Genomic DNA, 26721 nt, shown 5'->3' on the forward strand with positions numbered 1-26721 from the left:
AGGAGCGGCGTACAGCCGCGAAGGCGCCAGCAGCGCCACCACCTGATCCGAAATGTGTAGCGCCAATGATGCCCCCATCGCGGGCAGAGCCCGGTCCCACAGGGTCCTATGACTCAGCGCAACACCGACCACACGGCCAACACCGCATACCACAGCACCCCGGCTCTGACGATCATCTGCCACAGATCATCCAGGCTCTCAACACCGGCAGCGCCGGTCACTGCATCGGGCGCTTCTGCGGCCACCCGCCCTACTCGCGCGATCAAGGCGGGCGCGGTGATTTCCCAGCTCAGCACCTCATGCAGCATTACTCGGCTGACCGCCACGAAGTTGCCCACCATCGCAAAGCTGGCGGCCAGCAAGCGCACCGGCAGCCAGTCGAAGGCGTGGCGCAGTTGGCCGGCGCGGTCGGCGACGGCGGTGTTGCGGGATTGCTCGGTGCTCAACGCCAGCAGCCGATACACCAGCGCCGCGACCGGGCCCAGCAAGGCGTACCAGAAGATGACCGCGAAAAAGCTCTGATAGGACTCCCACAACAGATGCCCCTGAACCCGCTTCAACAAACCTGTTTCATCCTCGGCGATCACGCCCATGTCACGCTCGGCGACATGCACCGCAGCCTGCACGTCTTCGCGTCGCCAGGCGTCACGAAACGGCCCCAGCCCCAGTTTGATATCACCGCGCCCCAGGCTGTAGACCAGCACCAGAAAATGCACAGGCAGCGCCAGTAAGCCGTAGGCCACTGGCTGCAGCACATGCAGAGTGAACGCCAGCAACAGCGCCGGCAGCAGCACGCTGATTGCCAGCACCAGCCAAGGCTGAGCGGCTAGCCGCGGGTGGCTTTCCAGGCGACGTAACTCGCCCAGGAAAAACCCGTCACGCTGAATCCGTTGACGCAGCGCGGAGAATTTTTCGGCCAGCAACACCAGCACCAACACCAGGAAAATCATTGTGTACCTTCTTTGTTCGTCAGCGCGGCGCGGTAGCGCGGCCAGTCGAAGTGGGGCCCAGGGTCGGTCTTGCGCCCGGGGGCGATGTCGCTGTGGCCGCAGATACGCTGCACCTCGATGGCCGGAAAGCGGGCCTGTAACTGCAAGGTCAGGTCGGTCAGCACACGGTACTGCGCTTCAGTGAAGGGCTGATCATCGGTACCTTCAAGCTCGATGCCCAGGGAGAAATCGTTACAACTTTCCCGCCCGTCGAACACCGACACGCCGGCATGCCAGGCTCGATCCAGGCAAGACACGAACTGGGTGACGGTGCCGTCGCGCTCGATCAGAAAATGGGCCGATACCCGCAGGTGCGCAATGCTTTCGAAATAGGGATGCTCGCTGCTGTCCAGGCGGTTCTGGAACAGCGCGTGAACCTTGCCCGTGGCAAATTGGGCGGGCGGCAGGCTGATGTTGTGAATGACCAGCAACGAGACTTCGCCACCCGGGCGTTCGTTGAAGTTTGGCGAGGGGCAATGCTGCACGCCTTCGCACCAGCCGCTGAGAGGGTCCAGCTGCATCGGGGTTCCTTGCTGCAGTTCGATCGGGGCGCTCAGTATGCCCCCTCCCGGCAGCCCAGGGCAGCCCTGGCAAAATGAAATCCCCCGATCAGGCTTTCAGCTTGCGCAGGTTGTTGACCACCGAATCCAGAGCGCGATCGAACAATAGGGTGTCATCGAGCACCCGCACCGTGCCGCGGCGGAACTCGACCGCCAGGCCCATGCGGGTCTTTTCCAGCACCTTCATACCCGTGCGGTTGACGAAGATGTACTTGCCCGACGCCTCGATGATGGCGGTCAGCTTGCAGCGCAGCTTGAACTCCTCGTCTTCCTGGATCTCGACCCAGGAGCCGACGCGCAGCTTGTCCACTTCGAGCAGGCCGGGATCGTTGTCCGGCAGACGGATCTGCGGCTCCAGCGGAACGCTTTCGCCGGGTGCGGTGAGGACGATTTCGTCGATCACCTCCACCATCGAATCATCTTCCTGGGCGCTACCTGGGGCATCGGTCAGCTCACGCTGGAACGCCTGCACATGCAGCAGCTCCAACTGACTGAAGAATTCGCTGGTCGCGAAAGGGTCGAACGCCGAGCTGGTCAGGCCGTCGCGCAGGGACTTCAGCAAGCTGGGCACCAGCTCCAGCAACTGCATGCGCGTTTCCGCGTCATCGTGGGGCTCCACGCTCCAGATCAAATCGTCCACGGTGCTCAGGGCCGCTTGCCATTCGGCAGAATCGGCGCCGTGTTTGAGGCACACCAGCAGCAGCACTCTGCTCCAGGCCTCCTGCAGCAAACGCACAACGACTTGTGGCAGGGTGCGGCCGAGCAGACGGCTATTGAGTTCCTTTTCCACCAGGTGCCGGGCCAGATCGGCACGGGCACGGCCTTCCTCGGCATCGCGCGTACGTTGCTCGAGCAGTTCGCTGCGTCGACGTTCGTCGTTGCTGAAGGCGAGGAAATCCACCAGCAACTCGGAGAACAGCGCCGGGTCGTCGACGAAGTCGTTGAGCAGCCGCTGAACGATCTGGTCGATGCGCATGTACAGACTGTCGCGCTGGTAGTCGTCGCGATTGCCCCAGCCCATGGCTGCAGAGGCAATTTCATTGAGCAGCCGCCGCGCCGGGTGGGCACCGCGGCTGAAGAAACTCTTGTCGATGACCGCGACCTTGAGCATCGGAATTTGCAGGCGAGCAATGAGCGCCTTGAGCGAGTCAGGCAGATTGCGGTCGTCGAGGATGAATTCGAAAAGCATGGCGATCAGGTTGATCACGTCCTCGTCGACCACACCTACCACACGGAACTTGCCGCTCTTCACGCTCACTCGGGTCAGCAATTGTTCCAGCTGATAGCGCAGGTCGTAGTCGTCCTGCGGCGCCTGCTGCGGCACGTACTGCTGCAGGTGGGAAAGCAGGCGCATCAAGTCGTTGGTAGAAATGGGCAGCGCTTCGGACGGCGCCTCCATCTTTGGCGAAATGCTGCCACGCAGATCGTGCAGCAGGTGTTGCAGGGCACCGAACACTTCCTGCACGCCTTCATCGAACTGGGCCGACTTGACCTTGGCTTCGGCCTTGGCTTCAGGCTCGGGCTTGCGCGGGCGGTCACTGGCCCGATCCGCCGCCCGGCGCGCTGGCGCCGCCTTGAGTTCCGGCAGAATGCCAGCGGCGATCAGCAGCTGGTTGGCTTCGGCGTACAGCTGGTCGGTATCGGTAAGCACGTACTTTTCGAACAGCTTGAGGATGATCAACTTGACCTTGATGTCCACACCCAGGCTGCGCCCGGCCTGCAGGAAGTAATCGCAGAGCATGGCCGGGCCCAGGGGATTGGTCGCGTCATCCAGGCGCTTGCTCAGCAGGACATTCAGCCGGGTGGTGAGCTGGCCGAGGGCGAAGCCGTCGCGACTGAATACCTTGGCAACCATGGCATCCAGAGCGACCGTGCGCTCCAGTTCGTCATTGGGCACCAGCGCCAGCTTGTCGTAGCTCAGGGGCGGCGGCGGAACGTCCGCCACTTCGTAATGACCTATACGAACGAAGGTTTCGTAGAATTTCTCCAGAAACCCCCGTTCGATGCTCTTTCGCTTGAGGCGCAGGTCACGCATGGCCTCGAAAAAGGTGTTCTGGTCGGCGTTGTTCAGCGCCCTGTCGGCCATCTCGAACAACGTGTCGTCGGCGTTATCGAACAACACCTGCAACGCTTGCTTGAGTTGCAGCGCAGACTTGTCACGCACTTGCAGCAGGACGACAGGCAAACGAGCACTGGCAGGTTGATTCACGTGCTCTGCGGCGGCCTTGTTCAGAGGCACCACCTTCCCGTCGTTCGGCATGCAAGTCTCCCAATGAAAGAAGTGAATCGTTAGCGACAATGGCATGACGCCATTATTCCGGCACGCCCATTTTCCGCCTGCTGTGACTGCGATTCCAGACTTCAGTTCACGGCTATAGGACCCAAGTGAGAGATTGACCACAAAAATGAACAAAAGCTCATCGGAGCCGACCAAATGCAGCCGTTTCGTCCGATCGACAAGGCGTCTGCCACGGGGCTTCGCTCCAGCCATGGCAGTGCCCTATAATCCGGCCACTTTGCCGATGGAGCTCGCCATGCCCAATCTTCGCCTCGCCGACCTGACTGCCGAAGTCGAAGCCAACGTGCGCCGCGCACTGCTGGAAGACATCGGCAGCGGCGACATCACCGCGCAGCTCATTCCCGCCGAGCGCCTGGCCAAGGCCACCATCATCACCCGGGACGACTGCAGCGTGGCCGGCACGGCCTGGGTCGACGCGGTATTTCGCCAGCTCGACCCGCGCGTGGCTGTGCACTGGCAGGTCATCGATGGGCAGCGGGCCGAGGCCAACCAACCGCTGTTTCACGTCGAAGGCCCTGCTCGCTCGCTGCTGACTGGCGAACGCAGTGCCTTGAACTTCCTGCAACTGCTGTCAGGCGTGGCCACACGCGCGCAGACCTTGGCCAATCAGGTGGCCCATACCCAGGTCAAACTGTTGGACACCCGCAAGACCCTGCCCGGCCTGCGCCTGGCGCAGAAATACGCAGTGACCTGCGGGGGTTGCCATAACCACCGTATTGGCCTGTACGATGCCTTCCTGATCAAGGAAAACCACATCGCTGCCTGCGGCGGCATTGCCCAGGCCGTCGCCGCCGCTCACCGCATCGCCCCTGGCAAACCGGTGGAAGTGGAAGTCGAGAGCCTGGAGGAGCTGCGCGAGGCGTTGGCGGCCGGGGCAGATATCATCATGCTCGACGAGCTGAATCTGGACGACATGCGCGAAGCCGTGCGCCTGAATGCAGGGCAAGCCAAACTGGAAGCCAGCGGCGGCATCAACGATTCGACCCTGGTAAGCATCGCCGAAACGGGAGTGGACTACATCTCCATCGGTGCCCTGACCAAGGATGTAAAAGCCGTAGACCTGTCCATGCGCCTGAGCCTGTGACAGCCACACATTGAATTCGACCAGCAAAGGTATGGAGTTTTTCGCAGTGACCACCACATTCACCCAGGGCGCCGACCAGGTCTACATCACTCGCATCGACGGCACCCGCTTCGGCCCCTTCCCCACGACTGCCGAGCCGAACAAGGTACTGATCTACGAAGTGACCTTGAACGCCGGCGCCGGCGACCACCTCGAGTTACGCCTGGCCGACGGCAGCGTGCACACCCACGTGATCTCCAACACACACTTCCAACCGCAGATGAGTGACGTACCAGCGCACTACACCCTTCGCTGGCGCGACTGAGGATGATGGCGATGCGGCTCGGGCCTTGGTTCGAGCTGCATCGAACTCACCGCACATCGCCTTGCACGGTAAAACTCCTTGACTCACCCTATCGATTCGCCCAAAGGTGCTTGAAACAAAACCAGCGTAAGGAAGCAGCCTTGAGCATCGTCGAACAGTTCTACACCGGCCTCAAAGCCGCACTGCCTGCCCCGAGTCTTGACGAACTGTCGTTCGCCACCGGTGCCTCGTCCACCCAGCTGGCCAGCTTGAAAGAAGTGTACCCGCTGTGCCCCGACAGCCTTCTGCAACTGCTGGGCAAGGTCAACGGTACCCATTGGGAAAAATACGAGAAAGGTGAAGTCTCGGTGCTGATCCTGGGTTCGGACATCTCCGAATACCCGTATTACCTGCGCTCGGTGGAGCAAATCCTCGAGGACCGCGCCAAGAACGATCAGAGCATCGCCGACGTCTACGGCGACGACTTTCTGGAAAACCCGGACATGCTGGACCGCCGCATCGACTCCGACGTGGTCCAGGGCGAGCGCCTGTGCTTTTCCTACTGCATGAACAACGGCGGCACCTCCACCCTGTTCATCGACTTCGCGCCGACAGCGAGCGGCAAAGTCGGCCAAGTGATCCGCTTCGTTCACGATCCCGATGAATTCGTGGTCATCGCCGACAGCTTCGATGCCTACCTGCAGATGCTGGTGGACGACAAATTCGGCTTCATTCTGGAGGATTGATAGTGACGCAGCCGTGCCCGCCGCAATGGAGGGCATGGCTGCTGATGCCGCGCAATAGCTAGAGACATGTCGTTCGGGCCCCATCGAAGCGAACACCGAAGATGACTGCCTGTATGGCGAGATCCGGTTCATTCGCGCCTTGGTCAGCTACGAAGCCGCAACCGTATCAGCGCTGGCGGACCTCCTCGCGCAGTATGGGTGACATCAACCCAACACCACCAACCGATCCGGCAACTCGTTGCGCGCCTGAGTAAGCTGTACATGCTGCTTCAAGTGTTGCCCACACGCCTCGATACAGGCGACGAAACCCTCCATGGTTTCCCCGCGCGCCACGCGCCGAGTGAAGTCCTCGATGATCGCGGCCCAGGTCTCGTTGCCGATACGACTGGAAATGCCTTCATCCACCAGGATCTCCACATACCGCTCGGCCTCGGACACGAAAATCAACATGCCCGTACCATTCTGCGTGTGATGCAACTGGCGCTCCAGAAACTGCCGGCGCGCCATATTGCCCGCACGCCAATGGCGAACATGCCGTGGCACAAGCCGAGTGGTAACACTCGGAATACGGAACACCAACCCCAGTACGATGAACGTCGCCCACTGCGCCAACAGCAGCAGATGCGCGTTCAGCCAGCCCGGTATGTAATTGATCAATCCCGGCACCACCAGCGCTAGCAGCCCTGCCCATAGCAAAGGGATGTAGGTGTAGTCGTCCGCCTGTGGCGCCAGCACCGTGACCAATTCGGCGTCGGTTTCCAGCTCAACCTTGGCAATCGCCGCGGCCACCCGCTTCTGCGCAGTCTCATCCAGCATCGTCATGACTCATTCCCGCCTTGTTCACCAACCACCGGACGCACCTCCGCCACCAAAACCGCCACCACCGCCGCCGAAGCCACCTCCGCCGCCGCCAAAACCACCTCCGCCACGACCACCGCCAAGCACGCTGCCCAGCACAGCACCGGTCAATACCGACCCGCCACCACCGCCGCCACGCCGACCACCACCGCCGCCGCCCTTGATCATCAACACTACGATGACGATCAAGATCAGAAACGCTGGCCACGGCAACCGCTGCTGCGAATGCTGCGGGGCATTGCTCTGCTGCGGTTGCGCCAGCGGATCACCACCCAGCACCTGCAACATTGCCGCCGCCCCGGCTCGAATACCGCCGGCGAAATCACCCTGGCGAAACGAAGGCAGGATCACGTTATTGATGATGATCGAAGACTGGGCATCGGTAAGTGTGCCCTCCAGGCCATAGCCCACCTCGATACGCACCTTGCGCTCGGCCTTGGCCACCAGCAACAACGCACCATTGTCCTTGCCCTTCTGGCCGATGCCCCAAGCCCGGCCCAGCTGGTAGCCGTAGTCCTCGATCGCTGTACCTTGCAGGTCCGGCACGGTGACCACCACGATCTGCTCGCTGGTGCTCTGCTCGTGGGCCTGCAGCATCTGGCTCAACTGGGCACTGGTTTGAGCGTCAAGCAAGCCGGCCTGGTCCACCACACGTCCACTGAGCGCCGGAAACTCCAGCGCCCCTGCCGTCATCGCCCACAGCAGCAACAGCAGCGGCAGGCACCGCCACGGCCTCATTGGAACTTCACGCTCGGCGCTTGCTCGGCGTTCGGCGCAGTGGCCTTGAAGTTTTCCCGGACTTTCTGGTCACGGTACATGGTCATCTGCCACAGCTTCCCGGGGAAAGTGCGGATTTCGGTGTTGTACTTCTCAACCGAAGCGATGAAGTCGCGACGCGCCACCGCGATACGGTTCTCGGTGCCTTCAAGCTGCGACTGCAATGCCAGGAAGTTCTGGTTGGATTTCAGATCCGGATAGCGCTCCACCGTCACCATCAGCCGGCTCAACGCACCGCTTAGCTGCTGCTGTGCCTGATCGAACTGCTGCAGCTTGGCCGGATCGTCCAGGGTGCTGGCATCCACCTGAATCGACGTCGCCTTGGCCCGCGCCTCGATCACCCGCGTCAGGGTGTCCTGTTCCTGCTTGGCATAACCCTTCACCGTTTCCACCAGATTGGGGATCAGGTCGGCACGCCGCTGATACTGGTTCTCCACCTGCGCCCAGGCCGACTTCACCTGTTCGTCGTACTGCGGAATGTTGTTGATGCCACAGCCGCTCAACAGTGTGGTGAACATCACCACGGCGAGCAGCCGCGTGCGCAATGAAATGGTCATGATAAGACTCAGCTCCTTGAGGGGGTGCAACGTGCCCCGGCCCAGGCTGGGCAAGCGGCAGGTAATGAGAGGTTAGCAGCCTGGAAAACCGGCAGTCGCCAAATCGCAGACAAAGAAAAGCCCGCCGACGGGGAGGAAAGCGGGCTTGAAGAAGGAGCAAGGTCAACACTACGCCCCAGGATGTGAAGATGGCGTGAAACGGATGTGAAGGCCAAGTGAGCCGCACTTTTCTTCGCCGGCCCCACGCGATTAATGGCTATCAGCCACTTTTCGCTCAATCTCGGCAGTCTTGCGTTGCAGGGTTTCAGCGTCCTGCTCCTTCTCTTTGATGGAGGTAGGCGTAATCACCTTATCCACACCTTCAGTGGCGGGCGTCTCGTTCTCGATGTCGCGCTCGACAACGTCGACCGGCTTGCCGCTCTGGTCGAGGGTCGGGGATTTGGGTTGGGTTTGATCTTGGGTGGTCATGGCAGTAGGTCTCGATAATGTGTACATGAATTCGAGACGCTGGCAGGAGGGTAAGTTCGATCTGTTTGGGTGGGGCGGCAACTGGGCCGGGTATTTCATCGGCCAGGGGCAGATCCATTGCACGACCAGCGCCCGGGCCGGTCACACCCTTTTAGGAACCTTACCAGGGAGATGAATCATGGCCGTTTCAGTCAAGAAACTTGAAGGCACCGACGTCCCCGAAGCGCTGCAGGCACAGGGGTTGGAAACGGTATTCGAGGTGCGAGACAGCGAGGGGCAGGTGCATATCAGGAAGACCGATGAGGAGGCCGCGGCGCTGGCGGTGGAGTTTAGTGAACGGGAGCAGAAAGAGCGGTGAGCCAGGCGGCTGGACCGCGTTTCTAGCCTGGCGCTACATCCCGCTCATCTAGTCCGCCCTAGGCTCACATTTGCGTCCTGATCAAGGGCTCGCACTACTCAATGGCCGCTACTGCCTCCGCGAACCGGGCGTCAGTGATGGCCTCGGTGCCGCCTCTCTCCCGGAACCGTCGCAGCGCCTGCTCGAAATAGACGCCGCGGATACGGCCGTCAGAGCCGACAAATGCCAAGGCGTCTGGCTTGGCCGCGATGTAGGAGCCAGGACGGACAGTGAAATCCGTCGAGAGGCTGGTGACCGTGGTGATGCGCAGGGTGGTGGTAGCGAAAGGGTCGTCGGAAAGGTCGTCGGAGGCTTTCTTAGCGTGGGCTTCAGAGAGGAGAAAGAGTAGCGGTAGCAGTAAGGGGTAGGGTTTCAACGGGTCGCGATCCTTGCGGGGTGGTAACTGAAAGAGATGAGGACGATACGCCTTTATTCTCTCTTGGCCGGGGCCATTATCTCCTTGAGATAGCCTAGGACCAACCCACCGAATGCGCTGCTGAATAGCATCTTGTCCATAGACTGAAGATCGACGTCGCTCAACCACCTCACTTCCCAACCAAAAAAAGAATAAGGTCCCGCTACATGCCAAAAACGGATGGTTACCATCACGGCTATCAGGAATGCACCGTACCGTAGAGCATGCCTGGCAATCACGTGAAGCTCACCTTGAACAGCTGTCCGCCCAGCAGCCAGCGCCTTTTCCTCTTTTTCTGCGTTTATGAGCGCGCCCGTAGGCATCGAGTTAGCCCTGATGGCTTTGAAAGGGTCTTCCTTATCGACCATGCCACGTCCCTTGTGCGCTATATTTTGTTTTTGTAGTGCTTTTCGATCAGGTCGTTGGGAATGATCGCGCCGCAATAATTATCTCCCCCCGCCGCGCGCCAGGTTTCGTCCCAAGGGGTGCCGGCCTGATGAGTCATTGCTGACAGCTGCACGCCGCCAAACCGGCTGTACGTGTCCCAAACTCGGTCCAGCAACGCGATTGTGTGCGGGTTTGGCGGAGGGTTCGCCGCATCACCAACGACGCCATATCCCGAGATTGGGGAATCTATATCTCGGCGCCCGTAACCCTTTACCTTGCGGTATAGATCAGGAATCACAGGCCCATATCGCCAAGCCTGCACAGCGTCGTTGATCAAGTTTTCCGAAAAATATCCGCGATGCCATCCATGAGCGATGTACACCAGCTTCAACAGCTTCATCGGAGTCAACCCGATGCCAGTGTCGAATGATTTCTGGATGAAATAGTTGGCAACGGCTTCGCTGTTCAACACAACCGCTCCTCCTCGTTGGGTGATCCGATGCAACGCTAATGCGGCCGAATTATGACTCGTGGATGTGGGCTGTCAAACACGACCAGCCCTAATAAGTGGCTATCCATCCAGTACAGGAAATTTTGCACCCTGGCTTCCAACTGTGCACTAGGAGGTTCGCGGTACCTGCGGTAAGTGATCGCCGACACCGTGCGAGATCGATTACGCGTGAGCGTATCGGCTTCGGATAAAAGCCGAGCCGTTGATAACGGTCATACCCATGTGCCTTGCCCGCGCGAGACACACACAGAGACTGGTGACTTGATCAACTACCCACCAGAAGCGTACATTCCCGCCGTCGCTGCCAATTCAGCGACCGGGTTTGGCGACCCGAACAGTAAACGGCGCAACAGCGCCCCATCATGACCGCAGCTGATTCTCTGACGCTAGCGGCTTCGTGTTATGGCGGCTGTGCGCGGGAGACCTTAGAGTCTGCCGGGTTCCGTTTACCCCGGTTCGCCAACCTGCGTACAGCTGCCACCCTGACCATTTGGCGATGGTTGTTGGCGGCTCCCACTGTAAACGGAGCTCTACATATGACTGCTACTACGATTGTCAAACTTACCCGCATTCAATCCTGCCTCTTTGCAACCGCCGAAGCCGCGGAATCCTCATCGACGTTGCTTCGTGAGCAAGTAGCGCTGCTTTCGGACGGGCTATGCCGCGTGCAGAGCCTCGTCCGCGAGATAGGTGAGGTGAGCGCCGCTCTTGATACCCTCCAGCAATTGCTCGATACCGCAGAGGCCAATCATTTCTCGGGCGATCAAATGCACAGTTTGATTGGGCCGATCCACGCCAAATTAGCCGATAGCTTGGAAGGCTTAGAGCGCGTGCTTTAAGACGACGAAGGAATAGCGCTGCGTTACTGCCGTCAATGCAGCGCTATCAACGAACGTTGGATAGAAGCCGTATTCTTTGCGGGTAGATTCAGGCTGATGACTTACTTGGCTGCCTATGACGCGCGTACATCACCGGTGGTCCACCTGTTCCATTCCTGGCCTCCAGCTCGAAAGCATGTGGATAGCCTCTGATCAACTCACTCAATTTTTTGTAACCATGAGTGCGAGGATCGAACGCCGGTCTGAGCTTCGTGATGTTCATACCAAGGGCTCCCAGATGAGCCCAGCCATCCTCATCAGCGATGTCATCCATAATCTTGGCGATGAAATTGACAGGGGCTTTGGGTTTCTTGGGCCGCTCGACCGGAGGGGATTTAGCAGTATCGGCAGCGGCGACCAAGCTTGGAGAGGTATCTGCGCCTACTGGAACCACCGCCTCCTCCCGCAACAGTTCGATGTAGATGAACTTGTCGCACGCAGCGACGAATGGCCTGGGCGTCTTCTCCTCGCCAAAGCCATAAACGGTCAATCCTTCCTCTCGCAACCGAGATGCCAATCGGGTGAAATCACTGTCACTGGAAACCAGGCAGAAGCCGTCGAAACGTCGGGTGTAAAGCAAGTCCATAGCGTCGATGATGAGCGAACTGTCCGTAGCATTTTTACCTTTGGTGTAAGCGAACTGCTGGATCGGCTGGATTGAGTAATCGAGCAATATCTTTTTCCAACCACCGAGCTGAGGGCCTGTCCAGTCGCCGTAAATACGCTTGACGCTAGCGACGCCATACTTTGCGATTTCTTCGAGAAGTTCTTCGACAATGGCCGCAGGAGCGTTGTCGGCGTCGATAAGGACGGCGAGGCGTCTTTGCGAGTGATGGATGTTAGAGCTGGGCATGGTTCGTCCTTGATGGGTGATTCAGCCTACCGTGAAATTGGATCGTTATGTTTTCCGCACACAGATGCAGTTTGACCGTAAATTGAGCATCGAGATCAAGCCGCACTTATTTTTGGGAGCCTACGAGACGTGCCGGCCCCAATTTAGCCCTTCGCCAAGCTCCGCAAGAAAAGCCCGAGCTTGCCGATTGGAACGCAGGTGGACAACCCTGCAGGTCGAAGGCGCTGTTGCCGCCAACTGCCTCATCCTCGCACGCGCCGACTTCCGGGTGTCCCACATGAATTTGAAAAACCCTGGGAGGTTACCGAGCTGCTCAGGGCGGTTCACCGGAAGATCTGGCCGCGTGCTGCCGCGCTGAAGCACAGTTCTAAGCAGCACCCGCCAGAACCTCAGTGCAGAAGATCGATCAATCCAGACCAACAGATCGGCACGGGCAACCCTGTTATTCCAGGTAGTCGAGTGCCCGCCTTCGAATATCCAACGCTCGCCAGCCTCGACTTCAAGGCAAAGTCGGGTCTTCTCGGCAGCGCTGCGCTCGATCCAGCCAGGCTGCCAGTGAATAGTGTCGATGTGGATAACTGGCAGGCCAGTGCGCTTGCCCATTTCCCGTGCCAGAGTACTCTTACCGGAGCCAGGCTGGCCGATGATCATGACACGCTGCATATAACTTCCTTGTTGATGCGTAGGTTGATCCTATCAAGCCCAGCGCCAGATCTTCGCCGCAGCCCAAGCGTAGTCCGCCTAGCCCCTGAAGAACACATTAGTCTGTCACGAGGTCTGTACCAGAAGCTTTAGCGCCGGTTTTGAGAAGATAGGCGATTCGAGCACCTGCTCCGGGAGTGATCTTGCGCGGTTGTCTTTCAGCAAGTTGCTTTGAAAGGTCCAGCCCACCTTGGAGGCGCAGGCCGGTAATGACCGGAGGCAGGTAGTACCGGCGAAAAGACAGGTATGAAAGTGAGATACGGTAGCTAGCGATGGTGCCGGAGATAGGAATCGAACCTACGACCTTCGCGTTACGAGTGCGCTGCTCTACCGACTGAGCTACACCGGCGTTCAATCAGGATATAAAGACTCGATCTTGCAACGGCATGAATCAAGAGAATGCAGGCGGCAGCCTTTGATCCGGCTGCCGCGCGCGCTCTAAAGGCTCCGACCCGCGCGAATAGTCTTAGCGGCAGGCGTTGGCAGCCAAGCAGGTACCAGTCTGGCCCCATACCAAAGCGCTGCCAGCGGCGTTCTGAACAGGTGTCAGTATGCTTGTCAGGCCGCCGGCAGCCGCAGTGCCGGTCATAGTGATAACACCATCTACAACAGTCATACCACCTGCCAGGTTGGCGGTAGCGGCCGCAGCAGCAGGAACGCCGTTGGTGCCGGCATCGCATACGGTCAAGTCATTTGTGGTGCTGTGGCAAAGCGCAACAGCTGTCTTGTAAGAATCGCCAATCGAAACTACTTCAGCAAAACGTGCTCGAGTGGTGTAGTTGTTATAGGCCGGCAATGCAATGGCCGCCAAAATACCGATGATCGCTACAACAATCATCAGTTCGATCAGGGTGAAACCTTTCTGAGCCTGCATACACTTCTCCACAATAGATAGGAGGCCAAAAAACCAGCCTTGACTAGACCTAAGCATATGACGTGCCAACATCTTCAGGCTTAAGAACGTGAGGATCGGCCTTTTCCGCGTGATGCTAAGCGCCAAAAGGATCAAAAACTGACATTTTTGGTCACCTCGGACCGAAGCGTTTGGCTTCAATCGCTGACTGCGCTATAAGACACGTACTGCAGGTACTCGGTGCTCAAATGAACGACATCACCCTAACAGGCCTCGCCAAACAACTAGTAGTGGCGGAGCTTATAACAGATAAAAATGCCCAGTTGGCTATTCAAAATGCCCAGCGCGCGCGGACTCCTCTGATCCACTATCTTGTAGAAAACAAGCTTATAAAGAGTCGCGACATCGCCGAAGTGGCGTCTGACCAGTTTGGGATCTCTTTTCTGGATCTATCTTCATTGGATAGAGAAAGTCAACCCAAAGGACTAGTTAGCGAAAAGCTGGTGAGACAGCACCATGCATTGCCACTGTGGAAAAGGGGAAACAAACTATTTGTAGGCATCTCCGATCCGACAAACCACCAAGCCATCACGGACATTCAATTTAGCACCGGCCTGACCACCGAAGCGATATTAGTTGAGGATGACAAATTAAGCGATTTAATCGAAAAATTTTTCGAAACCTCAAGCACTGGTCTTGAGGAACTCAGCGATGTCAGTCTCGACGACTTAGATGTTCAAAGTATAAACGACGATAAAAACGACCCAGTCACCTCCCAAGACGCTGATGACGCTCCCGTAGTACGGTTCGTAAACAAGATGCTATTGGACGCAATACGAGGAGGATCGTCTGATCTTCACTTCGAGCCCTACGAAAAAACATATCGGGTACGATTCAGGACGGATGGTATTCTGAGGGAAATGGCCAGACCTCCGATCAATCTTGCCGGCAGGATAGCAGCTCGACTCAAAGTAATGGCAAGTCTTGATATTTCGGAACGCCGCCGCCCGCAGGATGGTCGGATTAAGATGAGAATATCAAAAAACAAGGCAATTGATTTCCGTGTCAATACCCTACCGACGCTGTGGGGTGAGAAAATCGTCATGCGAATACTCGATCCTTCGAGTGCGCAGATGGGTATTGATGCATTGGGTTACGAACCAGACCAGAAAGAGCTTTACGTTCAAGCTCTTAAACAACCTCAAGGAATGATATTAGTAACAGGTCCGACGGGCTCAGGTAAAACCGTCTCCTTATACACCGGGATTAACATCCTAAACACCGTTGACATAAATATCTCGACGGCTGAGGACCCTGTAGAAATAAATATGGAGGGGATCAACCAAGTCAACGTCAACAACCGCCAAGGCCTGGACTTCGCTCAAGCCCTTCGCTCCTTCCTCCGTCAAGACCCTGACGTTATTATGGTAGGCGAGATACGAGACCTCGAAACTGCTGAGATCGCGATAAAAGCGGCACAGACTGGTCACCTAGTGCTATCAACGCTACACACAAACAGCGCTGCTGAGACGTTGACCAGGCTGCAGAATATGGGTGTTGCAAGCTTTAACATCGCGACGTCGGTGAGCTTGATTATTGCTCAACGACTGGCCCGAAAACTCTGCACTCACTGTAAAATTGAGGCCGACGTCCCGCGTGAGGTGCTGATAGAAGAAGGATTCCCAGCGGATGCTATCGGAAACTTCACGCTCTATGAGCCGGCAGGATGCGAACACTGCAATGGTGGATACAAAGGCCGTCAAGGCATTTATGAAGTGGTGCGTAACACTAAAACGCTCCAGCAGATGATCATGGAGTCTAGCAACTCTTTAGAGATCTCGGCGCAAATGCGCAGAGAAGGCTTCGCGGACTTGCGGACCTCCGGGCTTCGCAAGGTTATGCAGGGCGTGACCAGCCTCGCCGAGATTAACCGAGTTACGAAGGATTAAATGATGGCCGGAAAACCTTTGAAGCCCACGATGTTTTCGTGGGAGGGCGTTGATCGTAAGGGCACAACTCTTAAAGGTGAGATGAACGGTCAGAGCATTGCCCTCATTCGAGCTCAGCTTCGTAAACAAGGCATAACCCCCAAAAAAATTCGCAAGCGCGCGACGCCATTATTTTCACGAGACAAGAAAATAACTCCCCGTGACGTCGCGCTTTTTACAAGGCAGATGGCCACCATGATGAGGGCAGGCGTTCCACTGCTCCAATCGTTTGACATCATTGCAGAGGGCACCGATAACCCTAGCATGGCAAGACTCGTCATTGAGATCAAACAGGAAGTAGCGGCGGGCAATGGTTTTGCCGCGTCATTGAGCAAACACCCAAAGTATTTCGATGAGTTGTATTGCAGCCTTGTTAATGCGGGAGAGCAAGCGGGGGCACTGGAAACCCTTTTAGATCGCGTGGCCACTTACAAAGAAAAAACTGAAGCGCTCAAAGCAAAGATAAAAAAAGCTATGACCTACCCGCTTGCAGTCGTCGTTGTGGCAGTTATCGTGTCAGGCATTCTATTAATCTATGTGGTACCTCAATTCCAACAAGTATTCGCCGGATTCGGCGCAGAGTTGCCTGCGTTCACGCTTATGGTGATAGGCCTGTCGAACGTGGTACAGAAATGGTGGTACATACTACTAGGCATCGCGGCTGCAGTGGGCTACATTTTAAAGCGTTTCCATGGAACCAATCAGAAGTTCAGAAATGCGGTCGACAGAACAACGCTTAGAATCCCAATCGTCGGTCAAATCATCTACAAGTCCTCCGTAGCCCGATATGCCCGAACGCTATCTACGACGTTTGCAGCTGGTGTGCCGCTCGTGGAAGCTTTGGACTCGGTTTCAGGCGCAACTGGCAACATTGTCTTCAAAAATGCCGTTGGCTCAATTCGGCAGGATGTTTCTAGCGGATCCCCCCTAAATACCTCAATGCGCACCACCGGCGTCTTCCCCACCCTAGCCATCCAAATGACCGCCATCGGCGAAGAGTCCGGCGCCCTAGACGACATGCTCGACCGCGTAGCCACCATCTACGAAGCCGAAGTCGACAACATGGTCGACAGCCTCACCAGCCTCATGGAACCCATGATCATGGCCGTCCTAGGCGTCGTCGTGGGTGGGCTGGTTATCGCGATGTACCTCCCCATCTTCCAACTCGGCAACGTAGTCTGACCCATGCCCCTATTTGATTCCCTGGCCAACTCCCCCCTGGCCCTGACCCTCTGCGCCCTCCTCCTGGGCCTGTGCGTCGGCAGCTTTCTCAACGTCGTCATCCACCGCCTGCCGATCATGCTCAACCGTGATTGGCAAACCCAGGCCCGGGAGATGCTCAACCTCCCCCCCGAGCCCAAGCTTGCCACTTACAACTTGGTTCTCCCCCACTCTACCTGTCCCCACTGCGCCCACAAGATTCGCAGTTGGGAGAACATCCCGCTCATCAGCTACATGATCCTCAAAGGCAAATGCGCCAGCTGCAAAGCCCGCATCAGCCCGCGCTATCCGCTGGTGGAACTGGCCGCCGGGGTGCTCAGCGCCTATGTCGCCTGGCACTTCGGTTTCACCTGGCAGACCGGTGCATTCCTGTTGCTGACCTGGGGTCTGCTGGCGATGAGCATGATCGATGCCGATCATCAGATTCTGCCGGACGCCCTGGTGCTGCCGCTGCTGTGGCTGGGTTTGATCGCCAATAGCCAAGGCCTGTTTGTGAGTCTGGAAGATGCGCTATGGGGCGCAGTGATCGGTTATCTCAGTCTGTGGCTGGTGTTCTGGGCGTTCAAACTGGTGACGGGCAAGGAAGGCATGGGCTATGGCGACTTCAAGTTGCTGGCCATGCTGGGCGCCTGGGGCGGCTGGCAGATTTTGCCGCTGACCATCCTGCTGTCGTCGCTGGTGGGGGCTGTTCTGGGGGTGATCATGCTGAAGATGCGCAATGCGCAGACCAGCACGCCGATCCCTTTCGGGCCTTATCTGGCCATTGCGGGGTGGATTGCATTGCTCTGGGGTGATCAAATAACCACCTCATACATGCAGTTCGCTGGTTTCCGATGACGACAGCTGTGGATAAACCTTGGGTGCTGGGCCTTACCGGTGGCATCGCCAGCGGCAAGAGTGCTGCGGCGCAGCGCTTTGCCGAGCTGGGCGTGCACGTGGTGGACGCCGATCAGGCGGCGCGCTGGGTGGTGGAGCCTGGGCGGCCGGCGCTGGCGCAACTGGTGGAGCGCTATGGGGTGGATCTGCTGCAGGCCGACGGCAGTCTGAACCGTGCGGCGCTGCGCAAGGTCATCTTTGAAGAGGCCGAGCAGCGGCGCTGGGTGGAGGCGTTGCTGCATCCATTGATCGCCGATGAAATCGCCCGCTCGCTGGCCAGCGCCACTTCGCCCTATGCGGTGTTTGTGTCGCCACTGATGGTGGAGTCGGGGCAGTACCGCATTACCCAGCGGTTGTTGGTGATCGATGCGCCGGAGGATCTGCGCGTAGCGCGTACGTTGTCGCGCGATAACACCACCCCGGAGCAAGTGCAGGCCATTTTGAAGGCGCAGGCGAGCCGCGAGCAGCGCTTGGAGCTGGCCGACGATGTGATCGTCAATGATCGCGATCTGGCCTGGCTGCACTCGGAAGTGGAGCGGCTGCATTCTTTTTATCTGACTTTGCATGGAGGCCAGCAATGAGCCAACCCTTGACCGTAGATTGCCCCACGTGTGGCGCCCCGGTGGAATGGACCCCAGACAACGTGAACCGGCCGTTCTGTTCCGAGCGCTGCAAGCTGATCGACCTGGGCGCATGGGCGGCCGAAGAGCACAAGATTCCGGTCAGCCCGGATGCCGAGGACGATTTGTTCAGCGAAGACCTGCCCCCGCGCGGCCACTGAGGCCCGAGATTGCGGCGATTGTTGCTTGATGCGACAATCACGCAATTGTGAATGACTATCAAAAACCTCCGAAACTGCTGCTGATCGAAGACGATGCCGAGCTGCGTGAGCATTTGCGCCAGCACTTGCAATATCGTGGCTTGACGGTGCAGACCCGCGAGCGCGGCGACCTGGGCTTGCTGCTGGCGCGTAGCGAGCCGTTCGATCTGATCCTGCTGGATATCATGCTGCCGGGCCTGGACGGCTTGAGTGTGCTCGGCAGGCTGCGTCATGAACTGGGTACGCCGGTGATGTTGATGTCGGCCCTGGGCGCGGAGCAGGACCGCATCAGCGGTTTCACCCGGGGCGCTGACGATTACCTGCCCAAGCCCTTCAGCCTGGCTGAGCTGGACGCACGCATCGATGCGCTGCTGCGACGTGTGGCGTTGGACAGGCGGGGGCCGGCAGTGCCGCCGTCTGCGCCACTGCATGGGCTGATTCGCGACGGCGAGGCTCAGGACGTCGGCTTTGACGGGCAGATGGCAGGGTTGACGCCGTCGGAGTACCGGCTGCTGCTGACCTTGCTCGACCACCCCGGCGAGTCGCTGAGCAAGGCCTTTCTGTATCAGCACGTGCTGCACCGTATCTACACCCGTCTTGATCGCGGGCTGGATGTGCATGTGTGCAACGTACGGCGCAAGCTGAGCGCTATCGGCGCCAGCCAGGTGCAGATTCATGCGGTGCGTGGCCAGGGTTACGTGCTGGTGGTGGAGCCCTGATGCGCCTGCGTCATTCGCTGCTGTGGAAGCTGGCGTTGTTGCAGGCGGGGTTCTGTCTGTTGCTGGTGTGGTTGGTGTGGTTCTGGGGGCTGCATGTGGAGCGGCGCACCTACTTTCTTGACCGCGCCGATCAGGACCGTTTGGCCCAGTACGCCGCGCAGGCGGAGCAGGTCTGGCGCGACGCTGGAAGGGTGGGCGTGGAGCAGTGGCGACGCGCGTTCGAAGCCGAGCACCAGACCTGGGCGGCGGTGATCGATGGCCACCTGCAAAGCCTTGGGACGACCCCGCTGACCTTGGAGGAATCCGCTCACCTGACCTTCATGCGCAAGCTGAACTGGCCCATGAGCCGGCGGCTGGACGACGATTTGCCGTACGTCAGCATCGCGTTTCCGGAGCAGTCAGAACGAGGCCGGTTGGTGCTGCAGCTGCCCGAACAGCTGCTGCCTGCCGGGCTGACGCCCTGGACGCATCTGGTTACCCACGGCGCGGTGCCCGTGCTGCTGGCGGCGTTGTTGGGCCTGCTGCTGTATCGGCATCTGGTGGTGCCGCTGAACGATCTTCGCGAACGCGCCAACGCGCTGCGTGCCGATGATCTGGACAGTGTCGACACCAGCACAGTGGCGCGGCGGCGTGATGAGCTGGGCGAATTGGCCCAGGCCTATGAGCATATGGCTGAACGCGTTCGGCAAAGCCTGCAGCAGCAGCGGCAGCTGTTGCGCACCTTGTCTCATGAAATGCGCACACCGTTGGTACGCCTGCGGGTGGCCAGTGAAAGCGGATTGCCTGGCGAGCAGTTGCAGCAGCGGGTGGCGCGGGAGATCGACGATATGCAGCGGCTGGTGGAGGACGCGCTGGACCTGGCCTGGCTGGATACCGAGCGCCCGGAGCTAGCCTGTGAAGCGGTAGACGTGCGCTCGGTGTGGGAGGCATTGGTGCAGGATGTGATGTTCGAAAGCCAGTGGCCGGCGCAACGGTTTCGCTGTGACTTGCCGGAAAACTGCGTGGTGTCGGCGCACCTGAACAGCCTGGCCCAGGCGCTGGAGAATGTGTTGCGCAATGCGGTGCGGCACTCTCCGGCAGGAGGCGCGGTTACGCTGACAGGCCAGCTGGAGGATGGGCGTTGGTTGTTGTGTGTGGAGGATCAGGGTCCGGGGGTGGACGAGGCGGACCTGGAACGGATATTCGAGCCGTTTCGGCGGTTGGATGGCGCGGTGGGCAAGGGGTTCGGATTGGGTCTGAGTATTGCTCGGCGCGGTATCGAGCTGCAGGGCGGGCAGTTGTGGGCCAGTGGTGGGGAGGCCGGGCTGAGGATGAACATGCTGTTGATGGCGGCTTGAGCACTGAAATGAGGATGCCGCACACCCAATTGTTTAGAAAGTTAATGATCTTTACTATCATTTAGCAATCATTACCATCAGCGATCTTCCGGCCACCTCTGGCCTGCATTCATGGAGATCACCGATGCGCCTGCGTCTGCCGCCCCTGCCCTTCTTCGCCCTGTTGCTCGGCGCCTGCAACCTGCTGCCGGTCGCGGCCCAGGCCGAGACCGCCGCCCAGCCCATCGAGCTGGAATCGCAGTCGGTAATCGCCACCGCCGAAGAGGAAATCAAGCAGGCGCCGGGGGTCTCGATCATCACCGCCGAAGACATCAAGAAGCGCCCGCCCGCCAACGACCTGTCGCAGATCATCCGTACCATGCCCGGCGTCAACCTCACAGGTAACTCCAGCAGCGGCCAGCGCGGCAACAATCGGCAGATCGACATCCGTGGCATGGGCCCGGAAAACACGCTGATTCTGGTGGACGGCAAGCCTGTGGGCAGTCGCAATTCGGTGCGTTACGGCTGGCGCGGGGAGCGCGACAGCCGGGGCGATACCAACTGGGTGCCAGCCGATCAGGTCGAGCGCATCGAAGTCATTCGGGGTCCCGCCGCCGCGCGCTATGGCAACGGCGCGGCAGGGGGTGTGGTGAATATCATCACCAAGCAGCCGGGTAGCGAAACCCACGGCTCGGCCACGGTGTATCAGTCGTTCTCGCAGCACAGCGAGGAAGGCGCCAGCAAGCGGGTCAATTTCGGCTTGAACGGCCCACTCACTGACAGCCTCAGCTACCGGGTGTACGGCAACATCGCCAAAAGCGATGCGGATGATCAAGACATCAACGCCGGCCATGAGTCAGTGCGCACCGGCAATCAGGTGGGCACGCTGCCAGCCGGACGCGAAGGCACGCGCAACAAGGACGTCAACGGGCTGTTGAGCTGGAAGCTGAGCCCTGAGCAGACCCTGGATGTCGAGGCCGGCTACAGCCGTCAGGGCAACATCTACACCGGCGACACGCAGAACACCAACAGCAACGCCACGGTGCGCAGCATGGTGGGCCACGAGACCAATATCCTGTACCGCGAAAACTTTGCCCTCACCCACCGTGGTGACTGGGATTTCGGCACCTCGCTGGCCTATCTGCAATACGAGAAGACCCGCAACCGTCGTCTCAAGGAAGGTCTGGCCGGCGGTACTGAAGGGATCTTTTCCAGCAACGATTTCAGCACCAATACCCTGCGTGATCTGGCCGCCCATGGCGAGGTGAATCTGCCGCTGCACTGGGGCGTCGACCAGATGCTGACCCTGGGTACCGAGTGGGTCGAGCAGAGCTTGGGAGACCCTAATTCCAACGTGCAGACCACCACGGCGGGCGGTGCGGTGCCTGGGCTGGCCAGCAGTAACCGCAGCAGCCATTCCGAAGCACATATTTCGTCGGTGTTCGTGGAGGACAATATCGAACTGATGCCGGGCACCAAGCTGACTCCGGGCTTGCGCTTCGACCACCACGATATCGTCGGCAACAACTGGAGCCCGTCGCTGAACCTGTCGCAGGTGCTGACCGACACGCTGACGCTCAAGGCCGGCATTGCCCGTGCCTACAAGGCGCCCAACCTGTACCAGGTGAATCCCAACTATCTGCTCTACAGCAATGGCCAGGGTTGCTATGGCCAAACCACCAGTTGCTACCTGCAAGGCAATGCGAATCTGGAGGCGGAAACCAGCGTCAACAAGGAATTGGGGCTGGAGTACCGCAACGACGGTGTGGTGGCCGGCCTGACGTACTTTCGCAACGACTACAAGAACAAGATCGAGTCCGGCCTGACCCCGGTAGGCACGGCCATCGGCGGTAGCGGCACCACGGCCAACGCCAGCATCTTTCAGTGGGAGAACGTGCCCAAGGCATTGGTCGAGGGCCTGGAGGGCACATTGACCCTGCCGCTGAACGACGACCTTAACTGGACCAACAATTTCACCTACATGCTGCGTTCGGTGAACAAGGAAACCGGCGACGTGCTGTCGGTGACGCCCAAGTACACCCTCAATTCCATGCTCGACTGGCAGGCCAGTGAAGACCTTTCGCTGCAACTGAGCGTGGCGTGGTACGGCAAACAGAAACCGAAAAAATACGACTATCACGGCGACCGTGTGACGGGCTCGTCCAACAATCAGCTGTCACCCTATGCCCTGACCGGGGTCAGCGGCACCTATGTGCTGAGCAAGAACCTGAGCCTGACCGCTGGCATCGACAATCTGTTCGACAAGCGTCTGTATCGTGAGGGTAACGCCCAGGGTGTGAATAACATCGAGGGCGCGGGCGCGGCGACCTACAACGAGTCTGGGCGTACCTTGTACACCAGCCTGACGGCGTCATTCTGATGAAAAAATCCATGTTGATCGGGCTGGCCGTCGCCGGGCTGCTGACCCACGGTGCTGTACAGGCCCGGCCCGACTTGCAGCAGCCCATGGTGGCTCCGGTGCTGGAACAGACGGACACGGGGTATGGTTTCCAGACCCGCACCCTGGACTCTGTCGACGGCCAGCGCCATTACCGCCTGTACATCGGCCGGCCCGAGCACAGCGCGCCTGCCAAGGGCTATCCGGTGGTCTACCTGCTCGATGGCAACGCGGCGGTCGGCGCGCTGGACCGGCGGTTGTTGCGCCAGCTCAATGCCAGCGCCGAGCCGCCTGTGATCGTGGCGATCGGCTCCACTTCGCCGTTGCGCATCGACCGGGTGGCGCGTACCTATGACTACACACCGAGACTGGAAAGTGGCCCGCAACTCGATCCTGCCAACGGGCTGCCCAGCGGTGGTGCGGATGAGTTTCTGGATCTGCTGGCGCAGCGGATCAAGCCCATGGTGCAGCAAACGGTGCCGGTGGATCTGAAGCAGCAGACGCTGTGGGGGCACTCCTACGGAGGGCTGCTGGTGCTGCATGCGCTGATGACGCGGCCTGGGGAGTTTTTAACCTATGCGTCGGCCAGCCCGTCGTTGTGGTGGGGCGAGGGGGCGGGACTGAAGGGGCTGTCGGGGTTGCCGGCCATGCTGGGCAGTGGCTCGGCGAATCTGCTGTTGATGCGTGGCGACAGTGAGGGCCGCGGGCCTGGAGCGCAGACCGGGGCGCCGGACCCAGGGGCTGCCGTGCGCCAGTTGCTGGATGGGGTGTACGCGGTGCCAGGGTTGCACACGCGTTACCGGATCTTTCCGGGGCTGGAGCATGGGCCAATGCTGGGCGCTTCGTTGCGATATACCTTGGGGCAGCCCTGAGCAGGAGCGCCGTCTGCACCGGCCTCATCGCGGGCAGAGCCCGCTCCCACAGGGAAATCGCGCTGTCCACTCGATCCCCTTCAGCACCACAGATCCCTATGCCAGTAGAAAACCCCTGTGGGAGCGGGCTCTGCCCGCGATGAGGCCGGTACAGACGGCGAATCCCTCAAGGAATATCTGCACCCTGCTTTCTCGCCAAGCATGATGCGGGCTAAGCTAAGGCCATGGATGATTCCGACTACCTACGCCTGCTCACCAGCCAAGCCGAGCAGGCCAACGCCTTCCTTTCCAATGCCCGCAAATGGGAGCGTGAGCGTTGGGTTTGCGAGCGCCTGCTGCAAGGGTTGAACATCCCCTACCGCCCGGACGAGTTCACGCCTGCCGGCCAGGAGCCTCCCGACGTGCTGTTTCGCGAGGCCAGCTTCGAGGTGTTCTTCGTATTGGACGAGGGTCGCCGGCTCAACGACGAATGGCGCGAAGAACTGCAACGCCGGCGCAGTGCGTTTTCCCTGAGCCAGTTGGTACGCCGCGAGGCACGCCCAAAGCGAATACGGGCGCCAGAGCTGTTGCAGCGTCTGGCGCCGACCCTGCGCAAAAAAGCCCACAACTACCGCGAGCGGGGGCTGGATCTAGGTGAACTGGACATCATCGCCTTCGCCAGTCTCAAGCGAGAGATCCTCGATCTGAACAGCCATTTCCCGCCCCCCACGGAGTTTCTGCGCCAGGGGTGGCGGTCGCTGTCGTTGGTCGGGCCTACGTTTGCTCGGGTGTTGTTTGCCCATCCCGATGCACCTGATTTTCTACGGGCCAATCTGGGGCGCAGCATTGTGTTCGATGTGGGGATCAGTTTATGAGAAGTGGGTTGGCCGGGCTGGCCTCATCGCGGGTAGAACCCGCTCCCACAGGGGGCCGCAGTGCATGCGGGATCCTGGGTGGGATCTAGGCCTGGCTGGGATGATGGCCGTGAGAGGTGGGTTGGCTGGGCTGGCCCCATCGCGGGTAGAACCCGCTCCCACAGGGGGGCCGCAGTGCATGCGGGGGCCTGGGTGGGACCTGGGTCTGGCTGGCGTGATGGCTGTGAGAGGTGGGTTGGCCTCATTGGGGGTGGAACCTGCTTCAACAGCAGATCGCGCTGCATGCAGGCTCCTGTGGGAGCGGGTTCTACCCGCGATGGGGCCAGTGCTCACAACACAAATCCCCCTGCTGCCACTGAACACTGTAGCTTTATCACAGTCTGAAACGTCTATCCTTTCGAGGCCATCATGACCAGCCGCCTGAACCCCGACGACCAGCAACGTGTCGACGAGTACCTGCGAGCCCCTCAGCACCAAGTCGAGCGCCGGCCTTTTCGGCCCTGGCTGCTCCTTGTGCTGACGATCGCAGTGGTGATTGGCCTGGGTCTGTTGAGCCGTCTGCTCAGTGGAATGGTGCTATGAGCTGCCTGGCGCTCGCCCTTCCCGCAGACCTCCCGAATTCCGTAAACCTTATGAGATATCCCCATGACACACCGTATCGTTATTGTCGGCGGCGGCGCCGGCGGCCTGGAGTTGGCTACCCGCCTGGGTAAAACCCTGGGCAAGCGCGGCACTGCCAGCGTCACGCTGGTAGACGCCAATCTCACGCACATCTGGAAGCCTCTGTTGCATGAAGTGGCGGCCGGCTCGTTGAACTCGTCCGAGGATGAGCTGAACTACGTCGCCCAAGCCAAGTGGAACCACTTCGAATTCCAGTTGGGCCGCATGAGCAGCCTGGATCGTGCCGCCAGGCAGATCCACCTCAGCGCCACCCTGGACCCGGAAACCGGTCAGGACCTGGTGCCTGCCCGTTCGATCAGCTACGACACCCTGGTGATCGCGGTCGGCAGCACCACCAACGACTTCGGTACCCAGGGCGCCGCAGAGCACTGCCTGTTCCTGGACACCCGCAAACAGGCCGAGCGCTTCCACCAGCAATTGCTCAACCACTACCTGCGTGCCCACGCCGGCCACGATGAAAGCCGCGAGCAGATCAGCGTGGCGATTGTCGGCGCCGGTGCCACCGGGGTGGAACTGGCCGCCGAGCTGCACAACGCCGCCAAGGAACTGGCCGCCTATGGTCTGGGCCGGATCGCGCCGGAAAACATGCGTATCACCCTGATCGAGGCCGGACCACGCGTATTGCCCGCACTGCCGGAACGTATCGGCAACCCGGTGCACAAGACCTTGGAAAAGCTCGGCGTGACGGTGCTCACCAATGCCGCGGTCAGCGAAGTGACCGCCGATAACCTGGTGACCGCCACAGGCCAGGTGATTCCGGCGGGCTTGAAGGTATGGGCGGCGGGCATCCGCGCGCCGGGCTTCCTGCATGAGATCGATGGCCTGGAAACCAACCGCATCAACCAATTGGTGGTACGCCCTACCCTGCAGACCACACGCGACGACAACATCTTCGCCTTCGGCGACTGTGCCGCCTGCCCTCAACCCGGCACGGATCGCAACGTACCGCCGCGCGCCCAAGCCGCTCACCAGCAGGCCTCCCTGCTGGCCAAGTCGCTGAAGCTGCGCATCGAGGGCAAGGCGCTGCCGGAGTACACCTACAAGGACTACGGCTCGCTGATTTCGCTGTCGCACTTCTCGGCGGTCGGCAACCTGATGGGCAACCTGACCGGCAGCGTGATGCTGGAAGGGTGGCTGGCGCGGATGTTCTATGTGTCGCTGTACCGGATGCACCAGGCGGCGCTGTATGGGTTGTTCAGGACCGCGATGTTGATGCTGGGCAGCCGTATCGGGCGGGGCACGGAGCCGCGGTTGAAGTTGCACTGATCCGAGGGAGGTAGCGGCTGTACCGACGCCTTCGCGGCTGTACGCCGCTCCTACGCGAGCAGTACGTGTCCTGTAGGAGCCGCGTACAGGCCC

Annotated in this window: 30 protein-coding genes, 1 tRNA gene and 1 pseudogene; 18 read left to right on the forward strand and 14 right to left on the reverse strand. The window is 59.6% G+C overall.

The annotated features are described in order from the left end of the window. Positions 1–113 precede the first annotated feature (113 nt). The 3 genes from ampE to B3397_RS10995 all read right to left on the reverse strand — a co-directional run bounded on the left by ampE (position 114) and on the right by B3397_RS10995 (position 3809). Positions 114–950: a regulatory signaling modulator protein AmpE gene (gene ampE, locus B3397_RS10985; RefSeq protein ID WP_296249913.1), complete on the reverse strand. Its 837-nt coding sequence runs from the start codon at positions 948–950 to the stop codon at positions 114–116. Continuing rightward, positions 947–1510 (reverse strand): 1,6-anhydro-N-acetylmuramyl-L-alanine amidase AmpD, encoded by a 564-nt coding sequence (gene ampD, locus B3397_RS10990; RefSeq protein WP_296249915.1) that lies wholly within the window; start codon positions 1508–1510, stop codon positions 947–949. Before ampD ends, ampE begins: the two co-directional genes overlap by 4 nt. Before the next feature lie 88 nt (positions 1511–1598). Then, positions 1599–3809, reverse strand: coding sequence for a DUF1631 domain-containing protein (locus B3397_RS10995; protein ID WP_296249917.1), 2211 nt, complete (start codon positions 3807–3809; stop codon positions 1599–1601). Positions 3810–4083: 274 nt separating this feature from the next. On the opposite strand from B3397_RS10995, the gene nadC reads away from it, so the two are divergent. The 4 genes and pseudogenes from nadC to B3397_RS11015 all read left to right on the forward strand — a co-directional run. Further along, complete coding sequence (gene nadC / locus B3397_RS11000) at positions 4084–4932, forward strand: carboxylating nicotinate-nucleotide diphosphorylase (protein WP_296249918.1); 849 nt, start codon at positions 4084–4086, stop codon at positions 4930–4932. A 46-nt stretch (positions 4933–4978) separates the two neighbouring features. Beyond that, positions 4979–5236, forward strand: coding sequence for a hypothetical protein (locus B3397_RS11005; RefSeq protein WP_296249919.1), 258 nt, complete (start codon positions 4979–4981; stop codon positions 5234–5236). Positions 5237–5376: 140 nt separating this feature from the next. Further along, positions 5377–5961, forward strand: coding sequence for an SMI1/KNR4 family protein (locus B3397_RS11010; RefSeq protein ID WP_296249921.1), 585 nt, complete (start codon positions 5377–5379; stop codon positions 5959–5961). 82 nt (positions 5962–6043) lie between these two features. Then, positions 6044–6136: pseudogene (locus B3397_RS11015) on the forward strand (type II toxin-antitoxin system HicB family antitoxin); the annotation flags it as partial. A 29-nt stretch (positions 6137–6165) separates the two neighbouring features. On the opposite strand, the gene B3397_RS11020 reads toward B3397_RS11015, so the two are convergent. The 4 genes from B3397_RS11020 to B3397_RS11035 all read right to left on the reverse strand — a co-directional run bounded on the left by B3397_RS11020 (position 6166) and on the right by B3397_RS11035 (position 8621). Next, positions 6166–6783, reverse strand: coding sequence for a TPM domain-containing protein (locus B3397_RS11020; protein ID WP_296249923.1), 618 nt, complete (start codon positions 6781–6783; stop codon positions 6166–6168). A gap of 18 nt (positions 6784–6801) precedes the next feature. After that, a complete protein-coding gene (locus B3397_RS11025) occupies positions 6802–7557 on the reverse strand; it encodes a TPM domain-containing protein (protein ID WP_296249924.1) in 756 nt (251 codons plus the stop codon). Next, the gene (locus tag B3397_RS11030; protein ID WP_296249926.1) at positions 7554–8153 is read right to left on the reverse strand and encodes a LemA family protein; all 600 of its coding nucleotides are present in this window, start codon (positions 8151–8153) and stop codon (positions 7554–7556) included. The genes B3397_RS11025 and B3397_RS11030 overlap by 4 nt, the downstream gene beginning before the upstream one ends. 249 nt (positions 8154–8402) lie before the next feature. Next, positions 8403–8621 carry a hypothetical protein gene (locus B3397_RS11035; RefSeq protein ID WP_296249928.1) on the reverse strand — a complete coding sequence of 73 codons (219 nt, stop codon included), beginning with the start codon at positions 8619–8621 and terminating at the stop codon, positions 8403–8405. A 178-nt stretch (positions 8622–8799) separates the two neighbouring features. On the opposite strand from B3397_RS11035, the gene B3397_RS11040 reads away from it, so the two are divergent. After that, on the forward strand, positions 8800–8979 hold the full coding sequence (locus B3397_RS11040; protein WP_296249929.1) for a hypothetical protein: 180 nt from the start codon (positions 8800–8802) through the stop codon (positions 8977–8979). 94 nt (positions 8980–9073) lie between these two features. On the opposite strand, the gene B3397_RS11045 is transcribed toward B3397_RS11040, so the two are convergent. From B3397_RS11045 to B3397_RS11055, 3 genes are read right to left on the reverse strand one after another with little or no spacing between them, the layout of a single operon-like run. Then, positions 9074–9394 carry a DUF2388 domain-containing protein gene (locus B3397_RS11045; protein WP_296249931.1) on the reverse strand — a complete coding sequence of 107 codons (321 nt, stop codon included), beginning with the start codon at positions 9392–9394 and terminating at the stop codon, positions 9074–9076. 53 nt (positions 9395–9447) lie between these two features. After that, on the reverse strand, positions 9448–9801 hold the full coding sequence (locus tag B3397_RS11050; protein ID WP_296249933.1) for a hypothetical protein: 354 nt from the start codon (positions 9799–9801) through the stop codon (positions 9448–9450). 17 nt (positions 9802–9818) lie between these two features. Then, positions 9819–10289, reverse strand: coding sequence for a Panacea domain-containing protein (locus B3397_RS11055; RefSeq protein WP_296249934.1), 471 nt, complete (start codon positions 10287–10289; stop codon positions 9819–9821). Between the two features lie 578 nt (positions 10290–10867). Between B3397_RS11055 and B3397_RS11060 the strand changes: the two genes are divergently transcribed. Further along, on the forward strand, positions 10868–11170 hold the full coding sequence (locus tag B3397_RS11060) for a hypothetical protein (protein ID WP_296249935.1): 303 nt from the start codon (positions 10868–10870) through the stop codon (positions 11168–11170). Between the two features lie 88 nt (positions 11171–11258). Here B3397_RS11060 and B3397_RS11065 read toward each other — a convergent pair whose 3' ends face one another. From B3397_RS11065 to B3397_RS11080, 4 genes are all read right to left on the reverse strand, one after another. Beyond that, on the reverse strand, positions 11259–12062 hold the full coding sequence (locus tag B3397_RS11065) for an NYN domain-containing protein (RefSeq protein WP_296249936.1): 804 nt from the start codon (positions 12060–12062) through the stop codon (positions 11259–11261). 120 nt (positions 12063–12182) lie between these two features. Then, entirely contained in the window at positions 12183–12725 is a 543-nt protein-coding gene (locus B3397_RS11070; protein ID WP_296249937.1) for an AAA family ATPase, read from the reverse strand. Between the two features lie 312 nt (positions 12726–13037). After that, a tRNA-Thr gene (locus B3397_RS11075) sits at positions 13038–13113 on the reverse strand. Positions 13114–13230: 117 nt separating this feature from the next. After that, complete coding sequence (locus tag B3397_RS11080; RefSeq protein ID WP_296249938.1) at positions 13231–13638, reverse strand: pilin; 408 nt, start codon at positions 13636–13638, stop codon at positions 13231–13233. A 227-nt stretch (positions 13639–13865) separates the two neighbouring features. On the opposite strand from B3397_RS11080, the gene pilB reads away from it, so the two are divergent. From pilB to B3397_RS11140, 12 genes are all read left to right on the forward strand, one after another. Beyond that, entirely contained in the window at positions 13866–15566 is a 1701-nt protein-coding gene (gene pilB / locus B3397_RS11085) for a type IV-A pilus assembly ATPase PilB (protein WP_296249940.1), read from the forward strand. Between the two features lie 3 nt (positions 15567–15569). After that, complete coding sequence (locus B3397_RS11090) at positions 15570–16787, forward strand: type II secretion system F family protein (protein ID WP_296249941.1); 1218 nt, start codon at positions 15570–15572, stop codon at positions 16785–16787. Between the two features lie 3 nt (positions 16788–16790). Beyond that, the gene (locus B3397_RS11095; protein ID WP_296249943.1) at positions 16791–17663 is read left to right on the forward strand and encodes a prepilin peptidase; all 873 of its coding nucleotides are present in this window, start codon (positions 16791–16793) and stop codon (positions 17661–17663) included. Then, on the forward strand, positions 17660–18283 hold the full coding sequence (gene coaE / locus B3397_RS11100; protein ID WP_296249944.1) for a dephospho-CoA kinase: 624 nt from the start codon (positions 17660–17662) through the stop codon (positions 18281–18283). The genes B3397_RS11095 and coaE overlap by 4 nt, the downstream gene beginning before the upstream one ends. Beyond that, entirely contained in the window at positions 18280–18483 is a 204-nt protein-coding gene (yacG, locus tag B3397_RS11105; protein WP_296249946.1) for a DNA gyrase inhibitor YacG, read from the forward strand. Before coaE ends, yacG begins: the two co-directional genes overlap by 4 nt. A gap of 47 nt (positions 18484–18530) precedes the next feature. Continuing rightward, positions 18531–19241: a response regulator transcription factor gene (locus B3397_RS11110; RefSeq protein WP_296249947.1), complete on the forward strand. Its 711-nt coding sequence runs from the start codon at positions 18531–18533 to the stop codon at positions 19239–19241. Then, the gene (locus tag B3397_RS11115; protein WP_296249948.1) at positions 19241–20578 is read left to right on the forward strand and encodes a HAMP domain-containing sensor histidine kinase; all 1338 of its coding nucleotides are present in this window, start codon (positions 19241–19243) and stop codon (positions 20576–20578) included. The genes B3397_RS11110 and B3397_RS11115 overlap by 1 nt, the downstream gene beginning before the upstream one ends. A gap of 124 nt (positions 20579–20702) precedes the next feature. Continuing rightward, a complete protein-coding gene (locus B3397_RS11120; RefSeq protein ID WP_296249950.1) occupies positions 20703–22937 on the forward strand; it encodes a TonB-dependent siderophore receptor in 2235 nt (744 codons plus the stop codon). Continuing rightward, positions 22937–23827: an alpha/beta hydrolase gene (locus B3397_RS11125; RefSeq protein ID WP_296249952.1), complete on the forward strand. Its 891-nt coding sequence runs from the start codon at positions 22937–22939 to the stop codon at positions 23825–23827. The genes B3397_RS11120 and B3397_RS11125 overlap by 1 nt, the downstream gene beginning before the upstream one ends. Positions 23828–24051: 224 nt before the next feature. Beyond that, positions 24052–24681, forward strand: a complete 630-nt coding sequence (locus tag B3397_RS11130; RefSeq protein WP_296249953.1) for a DUF1780 domain-containing protein — start codon at positions 24052–24054, stop codon at positions 24679–24681. Positions 24682–25089: 408 nt separating this feature from the next. Next, complete coding sequence (locus B3397_RS11135; RefSeq protein ID WP_296249955.1) at positions 25090–25263, forward strand: DUF3094 family protein; 174 nt, start codon at positions 25090–25092, stop codon at positions 25261–25263. A gap of 63 nt (positions 25264–25326) precedes the next feature. Next, on the forward strand, positions 25327–26628 hold the full coding sequence (locus B3397_RS11140) for an NAD(P)/FAD-dependent oxidoreductase (protein ID WP_296249956.1): 1302 nt from the start codon (positions 25327–25329) through the stop codon (positions 26626–26628). Positions 26629–26721: the final 93 nt, after the last annotated feature.

The organism is Pseudomonas sp. UBA4194 (genome assembly GCF_002379585.1).
Classification (GTDB): Bacteria; Pseudomonadota; Gammaproteobacteria; order Pseudomonadales; family Pseudomonadaceae; genus Aquipseudomonas.